13 protein-coding genes are annotated in these 15,978 nt (G+C 64.2%); 8 read left to right on the top strand and 5 right to left on the bottom strand.

Going from position 1 to position 15,978, the window contains the following annotated elements; translation table 11 throughout:
- Positions 1–26: 26 nt before the first annotated feature.
- Both HNE04_RS12020 and HNE04_RS12015 read right to left on the bottom strand, forming a co-directional pair.
- Positions 27–653, bottom strand: a complete 627-nt coding sequence (locus HNE04_RS12020) for a response regulator transcription factor (RefSeq protein WP_172219169.1) — start codon at positions 651–653, stop codon at positions 27–29.
- The gene (locus HNE04_RS12015) at positions 650–3,202 is read right to left on the bottom strand and encodes a PAS domain S-box protein (RefSeq protein WP_172219168.1); all 2,553 of its coding nucleotides are present in this window, start codon (positions 3,200–3,202) and stop codon (positions 650–652) included. The genes HNE04_RS12020 and HNE04_RS12015 overlap by 4 nt, the downstream gene beginning before the upstream one ends.
- Before the next feature lie 226 nt (positions 3,203–3,428).
- Here HNE04_RS12015 and aceE point away from each other — a divergent pair, with 226 nt between their 5' ends.
- The 4 genes from aceE to lpdA are packed head-to-tail and all read left to right on the top strand — an operon-like array spanning position 3,429 to position 10,222.
- Positions 3,429–6,140, top strand: coding sequence for a pyruvate dehydrogenase (acetyl-transferring), homodimeric type (gene aceE, locus HNE04_RS12010; RefSeq protein WP_172219167.1), 2,712 nt, complete (start codon positions 3,429–3,431; stop codon positions 6,138–6,140).
- A gap of 29 nt (positions 6,141–6,169) precedes the next feature.
- Entirely contained in the window at positions 6,170–7,807 is a 1,638-nt protein-coding gene (gene aceF, locus HNE04_RS12005; protein WP_172219166.1) for a dihydrolipoyllysine-residue acetyltransferase, read from the top strand.
- A gap of 46 nt (positions 7,808–7,853) precedes the next feature.
- On the top strand, positions 7,854–8,444 hold the full coding sequence (locus HNE04_RS12000) for an Ntn hydrolase family protein (RefSeq protein WP_172219165.1): 591 nt from the start codon (positions 7,854–7,856) through the stop codon (positions 8,442–8,444).
- Positions 8,441–10,222 (top strand): dihydrolipoyl dehydrogenase, encoded by a 1,782-nt coding sequence (gene lpdA / locus HNE04_RS11995; RefSeq protein WP_172219164.1) that lies wholly within the window; start codon positions 8,441–8,443, stop codon positions 10,220–10,222. Before HNE04_RS12000 ends, lpdA begins: the two co-directional genes overlap by 4 nt.
- 9 nt (positions 10,223–10,231) lie before the next feature.
- On the opposite strand, the gene HNE04_RS11990 is transcribed toward lpdA, so the two are convergent.
- Entirely contained in the window at positions 10,232–10,828 is a 597-nt protein-coding gene (locus HNE04_RS11990) for a C40 family peptidase (protein WP_172219163.1), read from the bottom strand.
- A 165-nt stretch (positions 10,829–10,993) separates the two neighbouring features.
- On the opposite strand from HNE04_RS11990, the gene HNE04_RS11985 reads away from it, so the two are divergent.
- Positions 10,994–12,136: a PQQ-dependent sugar dehydrogenase gene (locus HNE04_RS11985; RefSeq protein ID WP_172219162.1), complete on the top strand. Its 1,143-nt coding sequence runs from the start codon at positions 10,994–10,996 to the stop codon at positions 12,134–12,136.
- Here HNE04_RS11985 and HNE04_RS11980 read toward each other — a convergent pair.
- Together HNE04_RS11980 and HNE04_RS11975 are read right to left on the bottom strand one after the other, a co-directional pair.
- A complete protein-coding gene (locus HNE04_RS11980) occupies positions 12,133–12,780 on the bottom strand; it encodes a response regulator transcription factor (RefSeq protein WP_172219160.1) in 648 nt (215 codons plus the stop codon). The genes HNE04_RS11985 and HNE04_RS11980 overlap by 4 nt on opposite strands.
- A 16-nt stretch (positions 12,781–12,796) precedes the next feature.
- Positions 12,797–13,885 (bottom strand): hybrid sensor histidine kinase/response regulator, encoded by a 1,089-nt coding sequence (locus HNE04_RS11975; protein WP_172219158.1) that lies wholly within the window; start codon positions 13,883–13,885, stop codon positions 12,797–12,799.
- 81 nt (positions 13,886–13,966) lie between these two features.
- Between HNE04_RS11975 and HNE04_RS11970 the strand changes: the two genes are divergently transcribed.
- The 3 genes from HNE04_RS11970 to HNE04_RS11960 form a co-directional block, all read left to right on the top strand.
- Complete coding sequence (locus tag HNE04_RS11970; protein ID WP_172219156.1) at positions 13,967–14,410, top strand: response regulator; 444 nt, start codon at positions 13,967–13,969, stop codon at positions 14,408–14,410.
- A gap of 128 nt (positions 14,411–14,538) precedes the next feature.
- Complete coding sequence (locus HNE04_RS11965) at positions 14,539–15,684, top strand: GGDEF domain-containing protein (RefSeq protein ID WP_172219154.1); 1,146 nt, start codon at positions 14,539–14,541, stop codon at positions 15,682–15,684.
- An 87-nt stretch (positions 15,685–15,771) separates the two neighbouring features.
- A partial coding sequence (locus tag HNE04_RS11960; RefSeq protein ID WP_172219146.1) for a leucine zipper domain-containing protein occupies positions 15,772–15,978 on the top strand: 207 nt, incomplete at its 3' end.

The raw sequence follows: 15,978 nt of genomic DNA, 5'->3' as shown, positions 1-15,978 counted from the left end.
GGCCACGGCCGGCGCGTTATCGTCCGTTACGCTTTTGGTGCGTTCTGGCCCAAGGCGATCTTCAGCAGATCCGCCACTGTATTGGCGTTGAGCTTTTCCATGATGTTGGCGCGGTGCGCTTCAACCGTCTTGATGCTGATGCCCAGATCGTCGGCGATCTGCTTGTTCAGGCGGCCGGCGACGATGCGCTCGAGCACCTGCGCTTCGCGCGACGTCAGCTTGGAGAGCAGGGCGTCGCGGCTGGCCGCGCTCTGGTACTCGGCGAAGGCGCCCCGGGCATGTTCCAGCATGCGCTCGACCAGGCTCACCAGCTCGTCTTCCTTGAAAGGCTTCTGGATGAAGTCCATCGCGCCTTTCTTCATGGTGTTCACCGCCATCGGCACGTCACCGTGGCCGGTGATGAACACCACGGGCAGGGGTGATTTGCGTTCGAGCAGGCGGTCCTGCAGTTCCAGCCCGGTCATTCCGCCCATGCGGATGTCGACGATCAGGCAGGCCACCTCGCGCGGGTCGTAGCGCGAAAGAAAAGACTCGGCCGAGTCGAAACAGCGAACGCGGTAGTCCTTGCCTTCGAGCAGCCATTGCAGCGAATCGCGCACGGCCTCGTCGTCGTCGACCACGTACACGGTGCCCTTCTTTGGAATCAAGCTCATACGGTCACCCCGGCGTCCTTGTTAGCTATGTTATTTGTAGCGCCGGAGACTGGAATCCAGAAGGAGAAACGGCAACCGGCGACTTCGGTGCCATTGTAGATGTTCTCCGCCTGCATCCGCCCCTGGTGCGACTCGACGATCGTCCGGCACAAATTCAGGCCTATGCCCATGCCCTCGACCTTGGTGGAGAAGAAGGCTTCATAGAGGCGCTCCATCACCTCGGGCGCCAGGCCCGCGCCCGAATCGAGCACGGAGAATTCCACCACCGGCAGTTCGTCCACCTGCTTTGGAATCACGCGCAGTTCGACGCTGCGGCGAGCCGCGGGACGCCGTGCGTGCTCTATCGATTCGGCGGCGTTTTTCAAGAGGTTCACCAACACCTGCTCGATCAGGATGGGATCGACCATCAGCTTGGGCAGGCGCGCCGCCACGTAGTGGGACAGGCGTACGTTGCGCCGGCGCAGTTCGATCTCGGCCAGTTCCACCGCCTCGTTGACCATCAGCGTGATGTCGGACAAGGTGCGATTGGGCTCGCTGCGTTTCACGAAGGAGCGGATGCGCTGGATGATCTGGCCCGCGCGCTGGGCCTGCCGCGCGGTCTTGTCCAGGGCTGCGAGCAGGTCGTCCTCGTTGATCTGCTTGCCCTTGATGCGCGAGACCATGCCGTTGCAGTAGTTGTTGATGGCCGTGAGCGGCTGGTTCAATTCATGTGCCACGCTGGAAGCCATCTCGCCCATGGTGATCAGGCGGCTGGCGGACTGCGCGCGTTCGGCCTGGGCGGCCGATTGCTCCTCGGCATGGCGGCGCGGCGTGATGTCGGTGGCGATCACCATCTGCGCCAGGCGGCCGTCCACCCAGTTCAGGTAGCGCGAACGCACTTCCAGCCACTTGCCCAGTTCGGGCACGAAGATCTCGGCGTTCTCCGACTGCGCGGTGGTCAGCGCGCCGGTGGGCAGGCCGACGAACGAATCCACTTCGTCCAGCGACTCGTCGTTGCGCGGATGCTCGGGAACGCCCGCCTGCGCCACCATCTGCAGGTGTCCCGCGGTCTGCACGCCGAACCACAGGCGATACAGCTTGTTGGCGAAGAGCAGTTCCTCGCTGCCCAGAGGCGCCACGGAAACCGAGGCGTCCAGCGCCTCCAGCACCGTCGTGAAGCGCTCATAGGACGCCGAGAGCTGCTCGCGGATGCGATTGGGCTCGGTGATATCGGTCATCGAGGTCATCCAGCCGGTCTGGTGACCCTTGGCATCGACCAGCGGCGAGACGTAAAGACGCGCGTCGAACAGGCTGCCGTCCTTGCGCTTGACGCGAACCTGGAAGCCGCCGGGCGTGGTGCGCCCCTGCAGTTCGTCGTCCAAGCGCGCGGCCAACTGTTCGCGATCGGCCTCCGGCCAGTAGGGAAACGGCGGGGTGCGGCCGACCAGTTCGGCTTCGCTCCAGCCCGTCATCTGGCAGAACGCCGCGTTTACATAGGTGATGCGGCCCTGCATGTCGAGGGCGCGCATGCCGGTGAGCATGGAGTTCTCCATGGCGCGGCGGAAATTGGTCTCGGCCACCAGGGCCTGCTGCGCCTGCATGCGGCGGCGCGTATGGCGCCAGTTACCGATCAGCATCCACGCGGTCATCACGCTCAGGGCGCCGACCAGCCAGAACAGGCCGCTGCCGATCACGCCCAGCGAAGTGCGATAGGCCTGCGCGCGGATGATGAGGCCGTTGCCCACCGGCGACACCGGCACCTCGTATTCATTGGCCTGCGCCGCCCAGGGCAGCAGCTGTGTGGCAGGGTTGCGGGCCGGCACCGAGCTGCCGGCCAGTACGCGGCCTTTGCCATCCAGCAGCGCCACTGCGTACTTGGCGGAAACCTCGGCCGGAACACCGTAGCGCAGCAAGCCGTCGATGGAATACTCACCCAGGATCACGCCGCTGAATCGGCCCTGCTCGGTGAGCGGGATGTGCAGCTGGAGCAGGCCGGTGCCGTCGGTGCCCGCCGCGGGCTGGGAATACACCGGCTGCTGCAGGTCGCGAGCCAGGCTGTAGGTGCTTTCCGTTTCACCGGCGCGCAAAGTCTCGCCGGCTGCGCGGATCTGGCTGCTGGAAACGCTGGGAGCGGCATAGCCCGCCTTGATGCGGCGGCGCGCGTCGATCCAGGTGACGGCCTGCAGTTCAGGGTACTGGATGATCATGGACTCCGAGCGGCCCACGAATTCTTCCTCGTCGACTTCCTTGTTGGAAATGTCGCGGGCGATGCGCATCATCTGTTCCTGGCGCTCCAGCAAGCGCAACCGCACGCGCTGCTGGGCGTATTCGACGTCGCGTTTGACGGCTTCCTGCTCGCGGTCCATCTCCTCCAACCGGAGGTACCCGAATGCTGAAACGATGGCGGCGAGGAACAGCAGGACAGCCGCCAGCGGCGCCAACATGGCGAAACGATCCTGGCGACCGGGCGTCTGGCGCCGCCACCAGCGCCGCCACCAAAGCGAAGGCGAAGTCGCCTGCGCCGGCGCTGCCGTGTCGTGGAAATCGGAAGGGGTAACGGGTTCTTGCATGAAGCCTACAAGTGTAGGCGTACCCGCGGTTCGGCAAGAGCTTGCGGCAGGCTCGCCCGACCGTGTGCGCGGTCATTTTGCCTCCAGGGCGGTACGCATAAACCACAATATGAAATCAATACGCGCCATTTGAAATGAGACAAAATCTATGCGACACTCCCGGCACGGTACGGGGCACCGTACTAAATTAACGTGAATTACGTGAAGACCTACAGGAGACAAAGACATGTCAGCTCAGCCCGACAACCTGTTCGGATCGGCCGCCAATGACGCGGACGCCCAGGAAACTCGCGAATGGATAGATGCGCTTTCCGCGGTCATTCAGTCCGGGGGCCGCGACCGCGGCCACTTCCTGCTGGAGCAATTGCTGGAGCAAGCCCGCCAGGAGGGCATCGACATGCCGTTCTCCGCGACGACGGGCTACGTCAACACCATCGAGCCCGCCGATGAAGAGCGATGCCCGGGCAACCTCGAAGTAGAGGAGCGGCTGCGCGCCTATATGCGCTGGAACGCGATGGCCATGGTGGTCAAGGCCAACCGGCTCCATCCGGCCGATGGCGGCGACCTCGGGGGGCACATCAGCTCGTTCGCTTCCCTGGCGACGATGTTCGGCGCCGGCTTCAACCACTTCTGGCACGCGGAAAGCGAAGACCACGGAGGCGACTGCCTCTACATCCAGGGCCACAGTTCGCCGGGCATCTACGCCCGCGCCTTCCTGGAAGGGCGCCTGACCGAAGAGCAACTCCTGAATTTCCGCCAGGAAGTGGATGGCAAGGGAATCTCCAGCTACCCGCACCCCAAGCTGATGCCCGAGTTCTGGCAGTTCCCCACCGTATCCATGGGCCTCGGCCCGCTGATGGCGATCTACCAGGCGCGCTTCCTGAAGTACCTGCATGCCCGTGGCATTGCGAATACCGAGAACCGGAAAGTCTGGGCCTTCCTCGGCGATGGCGAGATGGACGAGGTGGAAAGCCTGGGCGCCATCGGCGTGGCCGCCCGCGAGAAGCTGGACAACCTGATCTTCATCGTCAACTGCAACCTGCAGCGACTGGATGGCCCGGTGCGCGGCAACGGCAAGATCATCCAGGAACTCGAAGGCGAGTTCCGCGGCGCCGGCTGGAACGTGATCAAGCTGATCTGGGGCAGCTACTGGGACCCGCTGCTGGCGCGCGACAAGGAAGGCGTGCTGCGCAAGATCATGATGGACACGCTGGACGGCGACTACCAGGCCATGAAGGCGAACGACGGCGCCTTCGTGCGGAAGAATTTCTTCGGCCGCCATCCCAAGGCCTCGGAAATGGTTGCCAAGCTGAGCGACGAGGACATCTGGCGCCTGCAGCGTGGCGGGCACGACCCGCAAAAGGTGTACGCCGCTTATCACAGGGCCGTCAACACCAAGGGCCAGCCCACGGTGATGCTGATCAAGACCGTCAAGGGCTTCGGCATGGGCAAGAGCGGCGAGGGCAAAAACACGGCGCACCAGACCAAGAAGCTGACCGACGACGACATCCGGGCGTTCCGCGACCGCTTCAACATTCCCATCCCGGACGAGCAGTTGGCCGAGGTGCCGTTCTACAAGCCTGCCGAGCACACGCCTGAGATGGAATACCTGCACGCCCGGCGCAAGGCCCTGGGCGGCTACCTGCCCAAGCGCCGGCCCAAGGCCGATGAACAGCTGAAGGTGCCGCCGCTCGAGGCCTTCAAGGCGGTGCTGGAGCCGACGGCCGAAGGCCGCGAGATCAGCACCACGCAGGCTTATGTGCGCTTTCTCACCGCGCTGCTGCGCGACAAGGAACTGGGACCGCGCGCCGTGCCCATCCTGGTGGACGAGGCCCGCACTTTCGGCATGGAGGGATTGTTCCGCCAGATCGGCATCTACAACCCCGAAGGCCAGCTGTACACGCCGCAGGACAAGGACCAGGTTTCCTATTACAAGGAAGACAAGTCCGGCCAGATCCTGCAAGAAGGCATCAACGAGGCCGGCGGCATGGCCAGCTGGATCGCGGCGGCCACGTCGTACAGCACCAGCAACCGGATCATGGTGCCGTTCTATATCTATTACTCGATGTTCGGGCTGCAGCGCGTGGGCGACCTGTGCTGGGCCGCGGGTGATATGCAGGCCCGGGGCTTCCTGCTGGGCGGCACTTCCGGGCGCACCACGCTCAACGGCGAAGGCCTGCAGCACGAGGACGGCCACAGCCACATCATGGCCAACACCATCCCCAACTGCGTGAGCTACGACCCGACCTTCGCCCACGAAGTCGGCGTCATCATGCACCACGGCCTGAAGCGCATGGTGGAGCAGCAGGACAACGTCTACTACTACATCACGCTGCTGAACGAAAACTACCCCATGCCCGGCCTCAAGCCCGGCACGGAAGAGCAGATCATCAAGGGCATGTACATGTGCAAGGAGAGCGCGGCCATGGCCAAGGCGCCGCGCGTGCAGCTGCTTGGCAGCGGCACCATCCTGCGCGAGTCGCTGGCGGCCCAGGAACTGCTGCAAAAGGAATGGGGCGTTGCCGCCGACGTGTGGAGCTGCCCGAGCTTCAACGAGCTCACGCGCGAAGGCCAGGACTGCGAACGCTACAACCTGTTGCATCCCATGGAGAAGCCCCGGGTATCGTTCGTGGCACAACAACTCGACAAGCACAGCGGGCCGGTCGTGGCCTCCACCGACTATATGAAGGCGTACGCCGAGCAGATCCGTCCGTTCATTCCAAAGGGGCGTACCTACAAAGTGCTGGGCACCGATGGTTTCGGCCGCAGCGATTTCCGCAGCAAGCTGCGCGAGCATTTCGAAGTCAATCGCCACTACGTCGTCCTGGCCGCGCTCAAGGCCCTCAGCGAGGATGGCACGGTGCCTGTGGCCAAGGTCGCTGAAGCCATCAAGAAGTACGGCATCAAGACAGACAAGATCAATCCGCTGTACGCTTGACGCAATAAGAAGACCCGGAGAACAAGAACATGGCATCGATTGAAGTGAAGGTCCCCGACATCGGGGACTTCGATGAGGTTTCGGTCATCGAATTGCTGGTCAAGCCCGGCGATACAGTGAAGGCGGAGCAATCGCTGGTCACGGTGGAGTCGGACAAGGCTTCGATGGAGATCCCGTCCTCGCAGGGCGGAGTCGTCAAGGAGCTGAAGGTCAAGCTCGGCGACAAGGTGAAGCAGGGCTCGGTGCTGGTGGTGCTGGAAAGCGCCGATGCAGCAGCGGCGGCGCCCGCGGCTCCAGCCGCCGCGCAGCCTGCGCCGCCCTCGCAGCCGGCCGCCGCACCGGCGCCCTCGCAACCCGCTCCTGGCGTGGCCGCCGGGCAAAGCGTCGAAATCCACGTACCCGACATCGGCGACTTCAAGGACGTGGCCGTCATCGAGCTGCTGGTCAAGCCGGGCGATACCGTCAAGGTCGAGCAGTCGCTGCTCACCGTGGAGTCCGACAAGGCCTCGATGGAGATTCCGTCTTCCGCCGCCGGCGTGGTGAAGGAACTCAAGGTCAAGCTGGGCGACAAGGTCAACGTGGGGGACCTGATTGCCGTGCTTGAAGGCGGCGCGGCGAGCGCTCCCGCAGTTCAAGGCGCTCCGGCGCCCGCGCCGGCAGCACCGGCCCCTTCACCAGCGGCAGAGCGCACACCGCCTACCGCGGCATTGCCACCTCATGAACCGGTCGCGCCCACTGGGCAGCTGCCGCATGCGTCACCGTCGGTGCGCAAGTTCGCCCGCGAATTGGGCGTCCCCCTTGAGGAAGTGAAAGGCACCGGCCCCAAGGGACGCATCACGCAGGAAGACGTGCAAGCCTTCACCAAGGCGGTGATGAAGGGCGAAGCCAGTACCAAGGCGGCGGGTGGGAAAGCGCCCGCAGGCGGCGGTGAAGCGCTGGGGTTGCTGCCCTGGCCGAAGGTGGACTTTGCCAAGTTCGGCCCCATCGAGCGCAAGGACCTGAGCCGGATCAAGAAGATCAGCGGCGCCAACCTGCATCGCAACTGGGTGATGATCCCGCACGTCACCAACCACGATGACGCGGACATCACCGACCTGGAAGCCTTCCGGGTCCAGCTCAACAAGGAAAACGAGAAGTCGGGCGTCAAGGTGACGATGCTGGCTTTCCTCATCAAGGCTTGCGTCGCGGCCTTGAAGAAATTCCCCGACTTCAACGCCTCGCTCGACGGCGAGCAGCTCGTGCTCAAGCAGTACTACCACGTCGGCTTCGCAGCAGACACGCCCAATGGCCTGGTGGTGCCGGTGATCAAGGACGCCGACAAGAAAGGCATCTTGCAGATCAGCCAGGAAATGGGCGATCTGGCCAAAAAGGCGCGCGATGGCAAGCTGGGGCCCGCGGACATGTCCGGCGCCGGTTTCACCATTTCCTCCCTCGGCGGCATCGGCGGACGTTACTTCACGCCCATCATCAACGCGCCGGAAGTGGCTATCCTCGGCGTCTGCAAGAGCCAGATGGAACCGTTGTGGGATGGCAAGCAGTTCCAGCCGCGGCTGATGCTGCCGCTGTCGCTGTCGTGGGACCACCGGGTGATCGACGGTGCTTCAGCTGCGCGTTTCAATGCCTATCTCGGCGCTATATTGGCGGACTTCCGCCGCACCATGCTTTGAACGCGTAGCGTTCGGCAGCCGCGGCGAACCCGGAGCGTTCATAAAAATGACAACTGTTGTGGTGGTAAGAAAAGCAGGGCAGATCGCGATCGCGGCCGACACCCTGGTCACCTTCGGGGATACGCGCCTGGCCAACCGGTTCGAAGACAACACCAAGATCTTCAAGGTCGATACCGATGGGGGCCCGAGCTTTATCGGCATGGCCGGCACGGTGGCGCACTTTCCGGTGCTGCGCAAGGCCATAGGCTCCATGCCGCGCGAGTTTCTCAAGCTGGGCAACAAGGACGAGGTCTTCGATACGTTCACCAAGCTGCACCCTTACCTGAAGGACAACTTCTTCCTGCAGACCAAGGAGGAGGACAGCGACCCGTATGAGTCGAGCCAGTTCAGCGTGGTCATCGCCAACGCCACCGGCATCTATGGCCTGTACAGCTACCGTGAAGTGTTCGAGTTCAAGGAATTCTGGGGCATAGGTTCGGGCCGCAGTTTTGCGCTGGGAGCGATGCATGCGCTCTACGCCAAGGCCAAGACGGCCCGTGAAATCGCCGAAGCCGGCATCGCCGCGGGCTGCGAGTTCGACCGCAACTCGGCGGCGCCCGCCGATGTATTCACCATAAAAATGAAAGACAGCAAATGAGCTTGGTCGAAGTGAAGGTGCCCGACATAGGAGATTTCGACGAGGTTGCCGTCATCGAACTGCTGGTCAAGCCCGGCGAAACGATCAAGGCGGAGCAGTCCCTCGTCACGGTGGAAAGCGACAAGGCCTCGATGGAAATCCCATCGACGCATGCCGGCGTCGTGAAAGACCTGAAGGTCAAGCTGGGTGACAAGGTCAAGCAAGGCTCTGTGCTGCTGACGCTGGAGGCTGCGGAAGCTGCCACGATGGCGGTGCCGGCCAAGGCGGCTGCGCCTGCGGCCACGGCTGCTCCAGCCGCTCCGGTTGCGCCCGCGCCCGCCGCGTCCAGCTACGCCGGCGGAGCCGACCTCGAGTGCGACATGCTAGTGCTGGGCGCTGGGCCGGGCGGCTACTCCGCTGCCTTCCGCGCGGCCGACCTCGGCATGAAAGTGGTGCTGGTCGAGCGTTACGGCACGCTCGGCGGCGTCTGCCTGAACGTCGGCTGCATCCCGTCCAAGGCGCTGTTGCATGTGGCGGCAGTCATGGACGAGGTGAGCCATTTCGAGTCTCTGGGCGTGAGCTACGGCAAACCGAAGATCGAGCTGGACAAGCTGCGGGCCCACAAGTCCAAGGTCGTGGGCAAGCTCACCGGCGGCCTCTCGGCCATGGCCAAGATGCGCAAGGTCACCGTCGTGCGCGGTGTTGGCGAATTCATGGATCCGTTCCACCTCCAGGTCGAGGAAACCAGCGGGCCGGCGCAGGAAAAGACCGGCAAGAAACAGACCGTCAAATTCAAGAACTGCATCATCGCCGCCGGCTCGCAGTCGGTGCAGCTGCCCTTCATGCCCAAGGACCCGCGGGTCGTGGACTCCACCGGCGCGCTGGAACTGGGGGGCAACCCCAAGCGCATGCTGGTTCTCGGCGGAGGCATCATCGGCCTCGAGATGGGCACGGTTTACTCGACATTGGGGGCGCGCCTCGACGTGGTCGAGATGCTCGATGGACTGATGCAGGGCGCGGACCGCGACCTGGTGCGGGTGTGGCAGAAGCTGAACACGCCGCGCTTCGACAACATCATGCTCAAGACCAAGACCGTGGGCGCCGAGGCCACCAAGGACGGCATCCTGGTCAAGTTCGAGGGCGAGCAGGCGCCCAAGGAGCCGCAGCTGTACGACCTGGTCCTCCAGGCCGTGGGCCGCAGCCCCAACGGCAAGAAGATCGGAGCGGAGAAGGCCGGCATTGCGGTCACCGACCGGGGTTTCATTCCCGTGGACATCCAGATGCGGACCAATGTGCCGCATATCTTCGCCATCGGCGATATCGTCGGCCAGCCCATGCTCGCGCACAAGGCCGTGCATGAGGCCCATGTGGCTGCCGAGGTCGCGGCTGGAGAAAACTCTGCCTTCAACGCTCGCGTGATTCCCAGCGTCGCCTACACCGACCCGGAGATCGCCTGGGTGGGGTTGACCGAGGACCAGGCCAAGGCGGAGGGTATCGCCGTCAAGAAGGGCCATTTTCCGTGGACTGCGTCGGGCAGAGCCATCGCCAACAACCGCGACGAGGGCTTCACCAAGCTGCTGTTCGACGCGCAGACGCACCGCATCCTCGGCGGTGGCATCGTGGGCATGCACGCGGGCGACTTGATCAGTGAGGTTGCGCTGGCCATCGAGATGGGCGCGGACGAGGTGGACATCGGCAAGACCATCCATCCGCATCCGACGCTGGGCGAGAGCATCGGCATGGCGGCGGAAATTGCCCACGGCACTTGCACCGACGTGCCGCCGCCTCGCAAGAGCTGAGCCGGTGATTTAGGGCTGGCGAATGGCCTGGGCGTCGGCCGGCGCCTGGCTCATCACCCGGCGCGCGCCATCGAAGCGGCGCTGCCAGTAGTTCTGGCCCATGTCCTCGACGCGCACCTGGGCGCCGGGCTTGGGAGAGTGGATGAACTTGCCTTCGCCCACGTAGATGCCGACGTGGCTGAACGCGCGCTTCATGGTGTTGAAGAACACCAGGTCGCCGGGACGTAGGTCTTTCTTGTCGATCGCCTCGGTGGCGGCTGCTTGCTCATTGGCGCGGCGCGGCAGGACCAGGCCGATGGTCTTCTGGTACATGGCGCGCACGAAACCGCTGCAGTCGAAGCCGGTTTCTGCAGTGTTGCCGCCGCGCCTGTACGGCACACCCAGAAAGCCCATGGCCGTGACCACGAGATCCGATGCACGATCGGTGACGGAGTAGCCCACCTGTTCGAGCTTCGCGCCTACCTTTTCAAGCTTCGTGCTGACCTGTTCCAGCTTGGTGAGCAGGCCCTGATCGAAACGGCTCATGTCGTCCTCCGCCGGAGCGCCGGGCATGGCATGGGCGCCGGTGCAGGCAGCGACAGCGAAAATGATGAGCCACTTTGACATTGAGCGCAGCATACCTTGGTACAAGTCAAGGAGTCAACTTAGGTATCCTGCGTAACCCATTGATTCGAATGCATAAATGAGAGAAGTTGTTACCAGTGCGGCTCAGCCGCCGCCACTTGGGAAAGAATACACAGATACCGACCTTCTCTCGTAGAGAGGTAGACCATGAGCCTGAAAACGATCCAAGCGCTGGTGGCGATCACAGCCGCAATCGGTTGCTTGGCTTTCTTTTCGACACCTACGGCCGCGCACGCGCAAGCGCAGGAAGTACGTGCCGAGCCGGTAGCCCGGGGCCTGGAACATCCCTGGGCGGTGGCTTTCCTGCCGGAGGGCCGCTTTCTCGTCACCGAGCGGCCGGGGCGGATGCGGGTGGTGGAGGCCGATGGCAAGCTCGGGACGCCGCTGGCGGGCGTGCCGTACGTTGCCGCAGGCGGGCAGGGCGGACTGCTCGACCTCGTACTGGATTCCGGGTTTGCGACCAATCGCATCCTCTACTTCTGCTTTTCCGAACCGGGCCTGGTCGGCAATAGCACGGCGCTTGCCCGAGCAAAGCTATCGGCCGACTTCTCGCGGCTGGAAGACGTGAAGGTGATCTTCAGCCAAAAGCCCAAGGTTCCCAGCAGCCTGCATTTCGGATGCCGCATCGTGGAAGCGCGCGACGGCGCGCTTTTCCTCACGTTGGGCGACCGGTTTCACAGGAAGGACGACGCCCAGAAGCTGGACAACCATCACGGCAAGGTGCTGCGCCTGACCAAGGAAGGGGCTGCGGCGCCGGGGAACCCGTTCGCCGGCCGCCCCGATGCCTTGCCCGAGATCTGGAGCTTCGGCCACCGCAACTCCCAGGGCGCGACGCTGGCCCCGGACGGCGCGTTCTGGATGCATGAGCACGGCCCCCAGGGCGGCGACGAAATCAACGTCCCCCAGCCGGGCCGCAACTACGGCTGGCCCGTCATCACCTACGGCGAGAACTACGGTGGCGGCAAGATCGGCGAGGGCATCACTGCCCGGGCCGGCATGGAGCAGCCGCTGCATTACTGGGTGCCGTCGATCGCGCCCTCGGGCATGGCATTCCTCACCAGCGATCGCTACGGGCCGGCGATGAAGGGCAATCTATTCATCGGTTCGCTCAAGTTCGGCTACCTGGCGCGGCTGGAGCTTGCGGGCGGCAAAGTGGCACGGGAGCACAAGCTGCTGGGCGGCGAGCGGGTGCGCGATGTGCGCCAAGGGCCGGACGGGCTGCTCTATGTGCTGACCGACAGCCCGCAGGGCAATTTGCTGAGGCTGATGCCGCGCCAGGGCGGAGGCTAGGGCTTGATCAGGCCCTTGCGCACTGCGTAGAGCGTGAGGCTGGCGATGTCGTTCAGACGCAGCCGCTCCATGATGCGGGCGCGGTGCACATCCACGGTCTTGGGCGACAGGCCCAGCTCGAAGGCGATTTCCTTGGATGCGCGCCCCTGCGCGATCAGCTTGAGGATTTCAACCTGGCGATGCGTGAGTTCGTCGTCCACGGTGGGTTCGGACGGCTGCAACAGCCGCTGCGCGATGGCGGGGCTGAAATAACTGCCGGTGGCCATGACGCTGCGCACTGCCTGTTCGAGCTCGAACGGAGGCGCATCCTTCATCAAGTAGCCGCAAGCGCCATTGGCAACCGCGCGCTTGACGAAATCCACCGTGTCGTACATCGAAAGCACCAACAGGCGTACTTCGGGATGTTTGCCATGGATCTCGGAGATCGCCGTGATCCCGTCCATGCCCGGCATCGAGATGTCGGTCATCACGACGTCGGGGTTCAGGCTTTCCACCAGGGTGATCAGTTCCCGGCCGTCGCGAGCTTCGGCGATCACCTCGACGCCCTCGACCATCGACAGCAGCGCCTTGATGCCCGATCGAACCAGGTCGTGGTCGTCGGCGAGTACGACGCGAATGGACTTGGCCGCGGGAGTATTTTTCATGTGGTGTAGTTATACCCTACAGCACGGCGCGAATGGCGACACCTTGCCCGGGGTAAGTGCGAATATGCAGGCGCCCCCCGGCCAGTTCGGTGCGTTCGATCATGCCGTACAGGCCCACGTTGTGCTCGCTGGTCGGGCCATCCAGGATTGCGTGCTTGTCGAAACCCACGCCGTCGTCGACCACCAGCACGCCGATGCGCCCCTGCGGCAGGAAGCGCAGCCGCACGGTGATGTGCGCAGCGTGGGCGTGCCGCACCACATTGTTCAGCGCTTCCTGCACCAGCCGCAGTGCGACTGAGGCGGTTTCGCCGAGCGTGGCCGGCTCCTTGCCGCGCGCGCTGACGTTGAAGGCCAGGGCAGCCGGTTCGGCGATGCGCTGCACCGCCGTCTGAGTGGCGGCCACCAGGCCTAGCAAGTCGAGCTGGGCCGGCCGCAGCGCGAACGACAGGGTCTTGAGCTGGCCCACCGCGCCCTGGGCCATCTCCATCGCGGTGTCGGTGTGCTTGAGCGCGGTGTCGGGGTCGGTTGTCCGTTTGGCCGCATGCAGATGGATCACCATGCCGGTGAGGGTCTGGCCCAGATGGTCATGCAGCTCGCGCGAGATCAGCGTGCGTTCGCGCTCCTGCGCCACAACCAGGCGCGCGGAGAGTTTCTTCAGGCGGCGGTACGCGGCCTCGAGTTCACGGCCCAGGCGTTCCTGTTCCAGCGCCCGCTGCCGCTCGCTCATCACGCGTTCGATGATCTGCGGCAACGTGCCCAGCTTGTCCTTCGTGAGGTAGTCCTTGGCGCCGCAGCGCAGCACATGCACCGCGGCCTCCTCGCCGATCGCCCGGGTGACCACCACAAGGGGCGTGCCGCAGCGCCGCGCAACCAGGATCTGGAGGGCCGCATAGGGCGAGAAGCGGGGCATGTTGAAGTCGCACAGGATGACGTCGAAATCCTCCTGCAGGGCGTCGACGAAACCGGTGGCGTCCTCGACCCGGTGCAGCGCATAGCGGCGCTGGGGATCGGCCCGCTCCAGGGCGATGGCCATGAGCTCGACGTCGTCGGGATTGTCTTCCACGCACAGCAACCGGATCGTGGAGGGGTCGTCGGATTGGGTCACGGCATGATGGGAGCGTTCGGCGCGAGTGTACCCGTCCCCAGGGACTTGACAGCGGCGCGGGCCGCGCCAAACTGTGCCGTGATGAAAAACACCCGGATACTCCTCGTCGAGGACAACCCTGACCATCAGGAACTCACCTTGATGACGTTGGCCGAGAACGATGTGCTCAATGAAATCGTGGTTGCCAACGACGGCCTCGAAGCGCTGGAGTACCTGTTCGCCACCGGCCGCCATGCAAGCCGCGATGCGCGCGACGTGCCGGCGCTGGTGCTGCTGGATTTGAAGCTTCCCAAGTTGGGCGGCATCGAGGTGCTGCGCCGCGTGCGCGAAGACGAGCGAACGCGCTATGTGCCGGTGGTCATCCTCACCTCGTCCAGCGAGGAGGAAGACATCGTCGCCAGTCTGCAAGGCGGAGCCAACAGCTACGTGCGAAAACCCGTCGATTTCGGCCGCTTCGTGGAGCAGTTGCATCGTCTGCAGGCCTATTGGCTGCTGACACACGAGCCGCACGGCGGCCGGCCCTAGGCGAGTTCAGCGGCGCGGTAGGGAATTTTCTTACCGCCGGCGGACCAATTGCCTAGATGCGCCGAAGGGCGCCATGGTCTCATTACCCATCGCGCACGCCTGATGGGCGGGCGCAGGGAGAAAAGCCCATGAACACACCTTCACAAACCACCTGCACGACAGAGCAAGCCCAGCCCACGCGCCAACCGGCCGCGGCCACGGCGACCCCGTTGGACTGGATTTCCCACAGCCTGCGCCATCTCGAGCGCTGGGTCGCCTGGTCGATCGCCGTCTACACCGCGTGGCTCGCGGTTTTCGCCTTCCCGGGCGTCCCGGAGGTGTGGCTGTTCGTGTTGTATGCCGGCCTGATCGGCAAGTGGTCCCACGTGCGTCCTGCGCGGCAACAGGCGGAAATGGCCTGGCGCGGTACGGCCCTGATCGCCGGTGCGTATGCACTGCAAACCCACGTGGCGCCGGAGATCGGCGGCCCCACCGGCCTGTTCTCCTTCTGGCTCAGTATTACGTGCCTCTATTACGCTTTCATGCTCAAGCCCGCCTGGGCCGCTGGCGTGGTGGGCTGCGCCCTGGCGGCGTTCACGATGTCTTTTCTCCAGGCCCCGGGGCTTTCTTCCTCCGCCGACTTCGCGGCGCATGCCGGCTTCCTGTGCATATTTCCCTTGCTGCTGGCCATGAGGTTCGGCTCCGTCATGCGAGTGCCCGATGAGGCCCTGGAAAGCATCCGCATCGACAACAGCACGCAGCTCTACAACAAGGTTGGTTTCACGGCGCACGGCGACAAGCTGCTGGCCGCATGCAGGCGCGAGAACCGGCCCGTGAGCGTCGCGGTATTCGACTGCGCCGACCTGCTGGAAGTGCGCACCATCTACGGCAGCCGGATCACCCGCAAGCTGATGGACCGCATCACCGGGAAGCTCGCGAGGCTGTGCGCCGACAATGGTCTGGCCGCGCGTACCGGGCCGGCCGAGTTCACGGTGGTATTGCCCGGCATGAATCGCGGCAAGGCCCTTGCCGCCATCGGCCGGGTGCTGGGCACTCCCCTGCGGATCGAACTGGATGCGGGCGATAGCGAGATCGTCCTGGTCCCGAGTTTCCTGGTGGAGACCGCCGGCCCGGACATCGCCGGCGTGGATGACATCTACCAGGAACTGCGCCGCGAACTGACGCAGATGGACCAAAAAGAGCAGCGCCGCCAGAACTATCTGCAGCGCGAACGCGAGCGCCACTCCCGGCCGATGAGCATTGTGTCGTTGCCGGCGACGTTGGCGGTGAACTAGCTGTGATGTTTCAATAGGTTGTTCACCCGGAAGAGTCTGGGAGACTGGAGTTACGACGCTTCAGCACTCTCAGAGGAATTCCCCCGGATGAACAGCCATAAGAATGCCAGATTGACCTTCGAGGGTCGCAAATTGCTTGTTGAACGCATTTCTGTCCTGGGGCTGATGCCCGCGGCCGAGGCCGCGGGCATCAGCCGCCAGACTGCGCGCAAGTGGCTTCGGCGCTTTGAACAAGGCGGCGAGAACAGCTTGAGGGATCGCAGTTCGCGTCCGGCGCGCACGCGCAGTACCGTG

It is taken from the genome of Caenimonas soli, assembly GCF_013155545.1.
GTDB lineage: Bacteria > Pseudomonadota > Gammaproteobacteria > Burkholderiales > Burkholderiaceae_C > Ramlibacter > Ramlibacter soli.
This window is presented reverse-complemented; position numbering and strand designations above follow the sequence as displayed.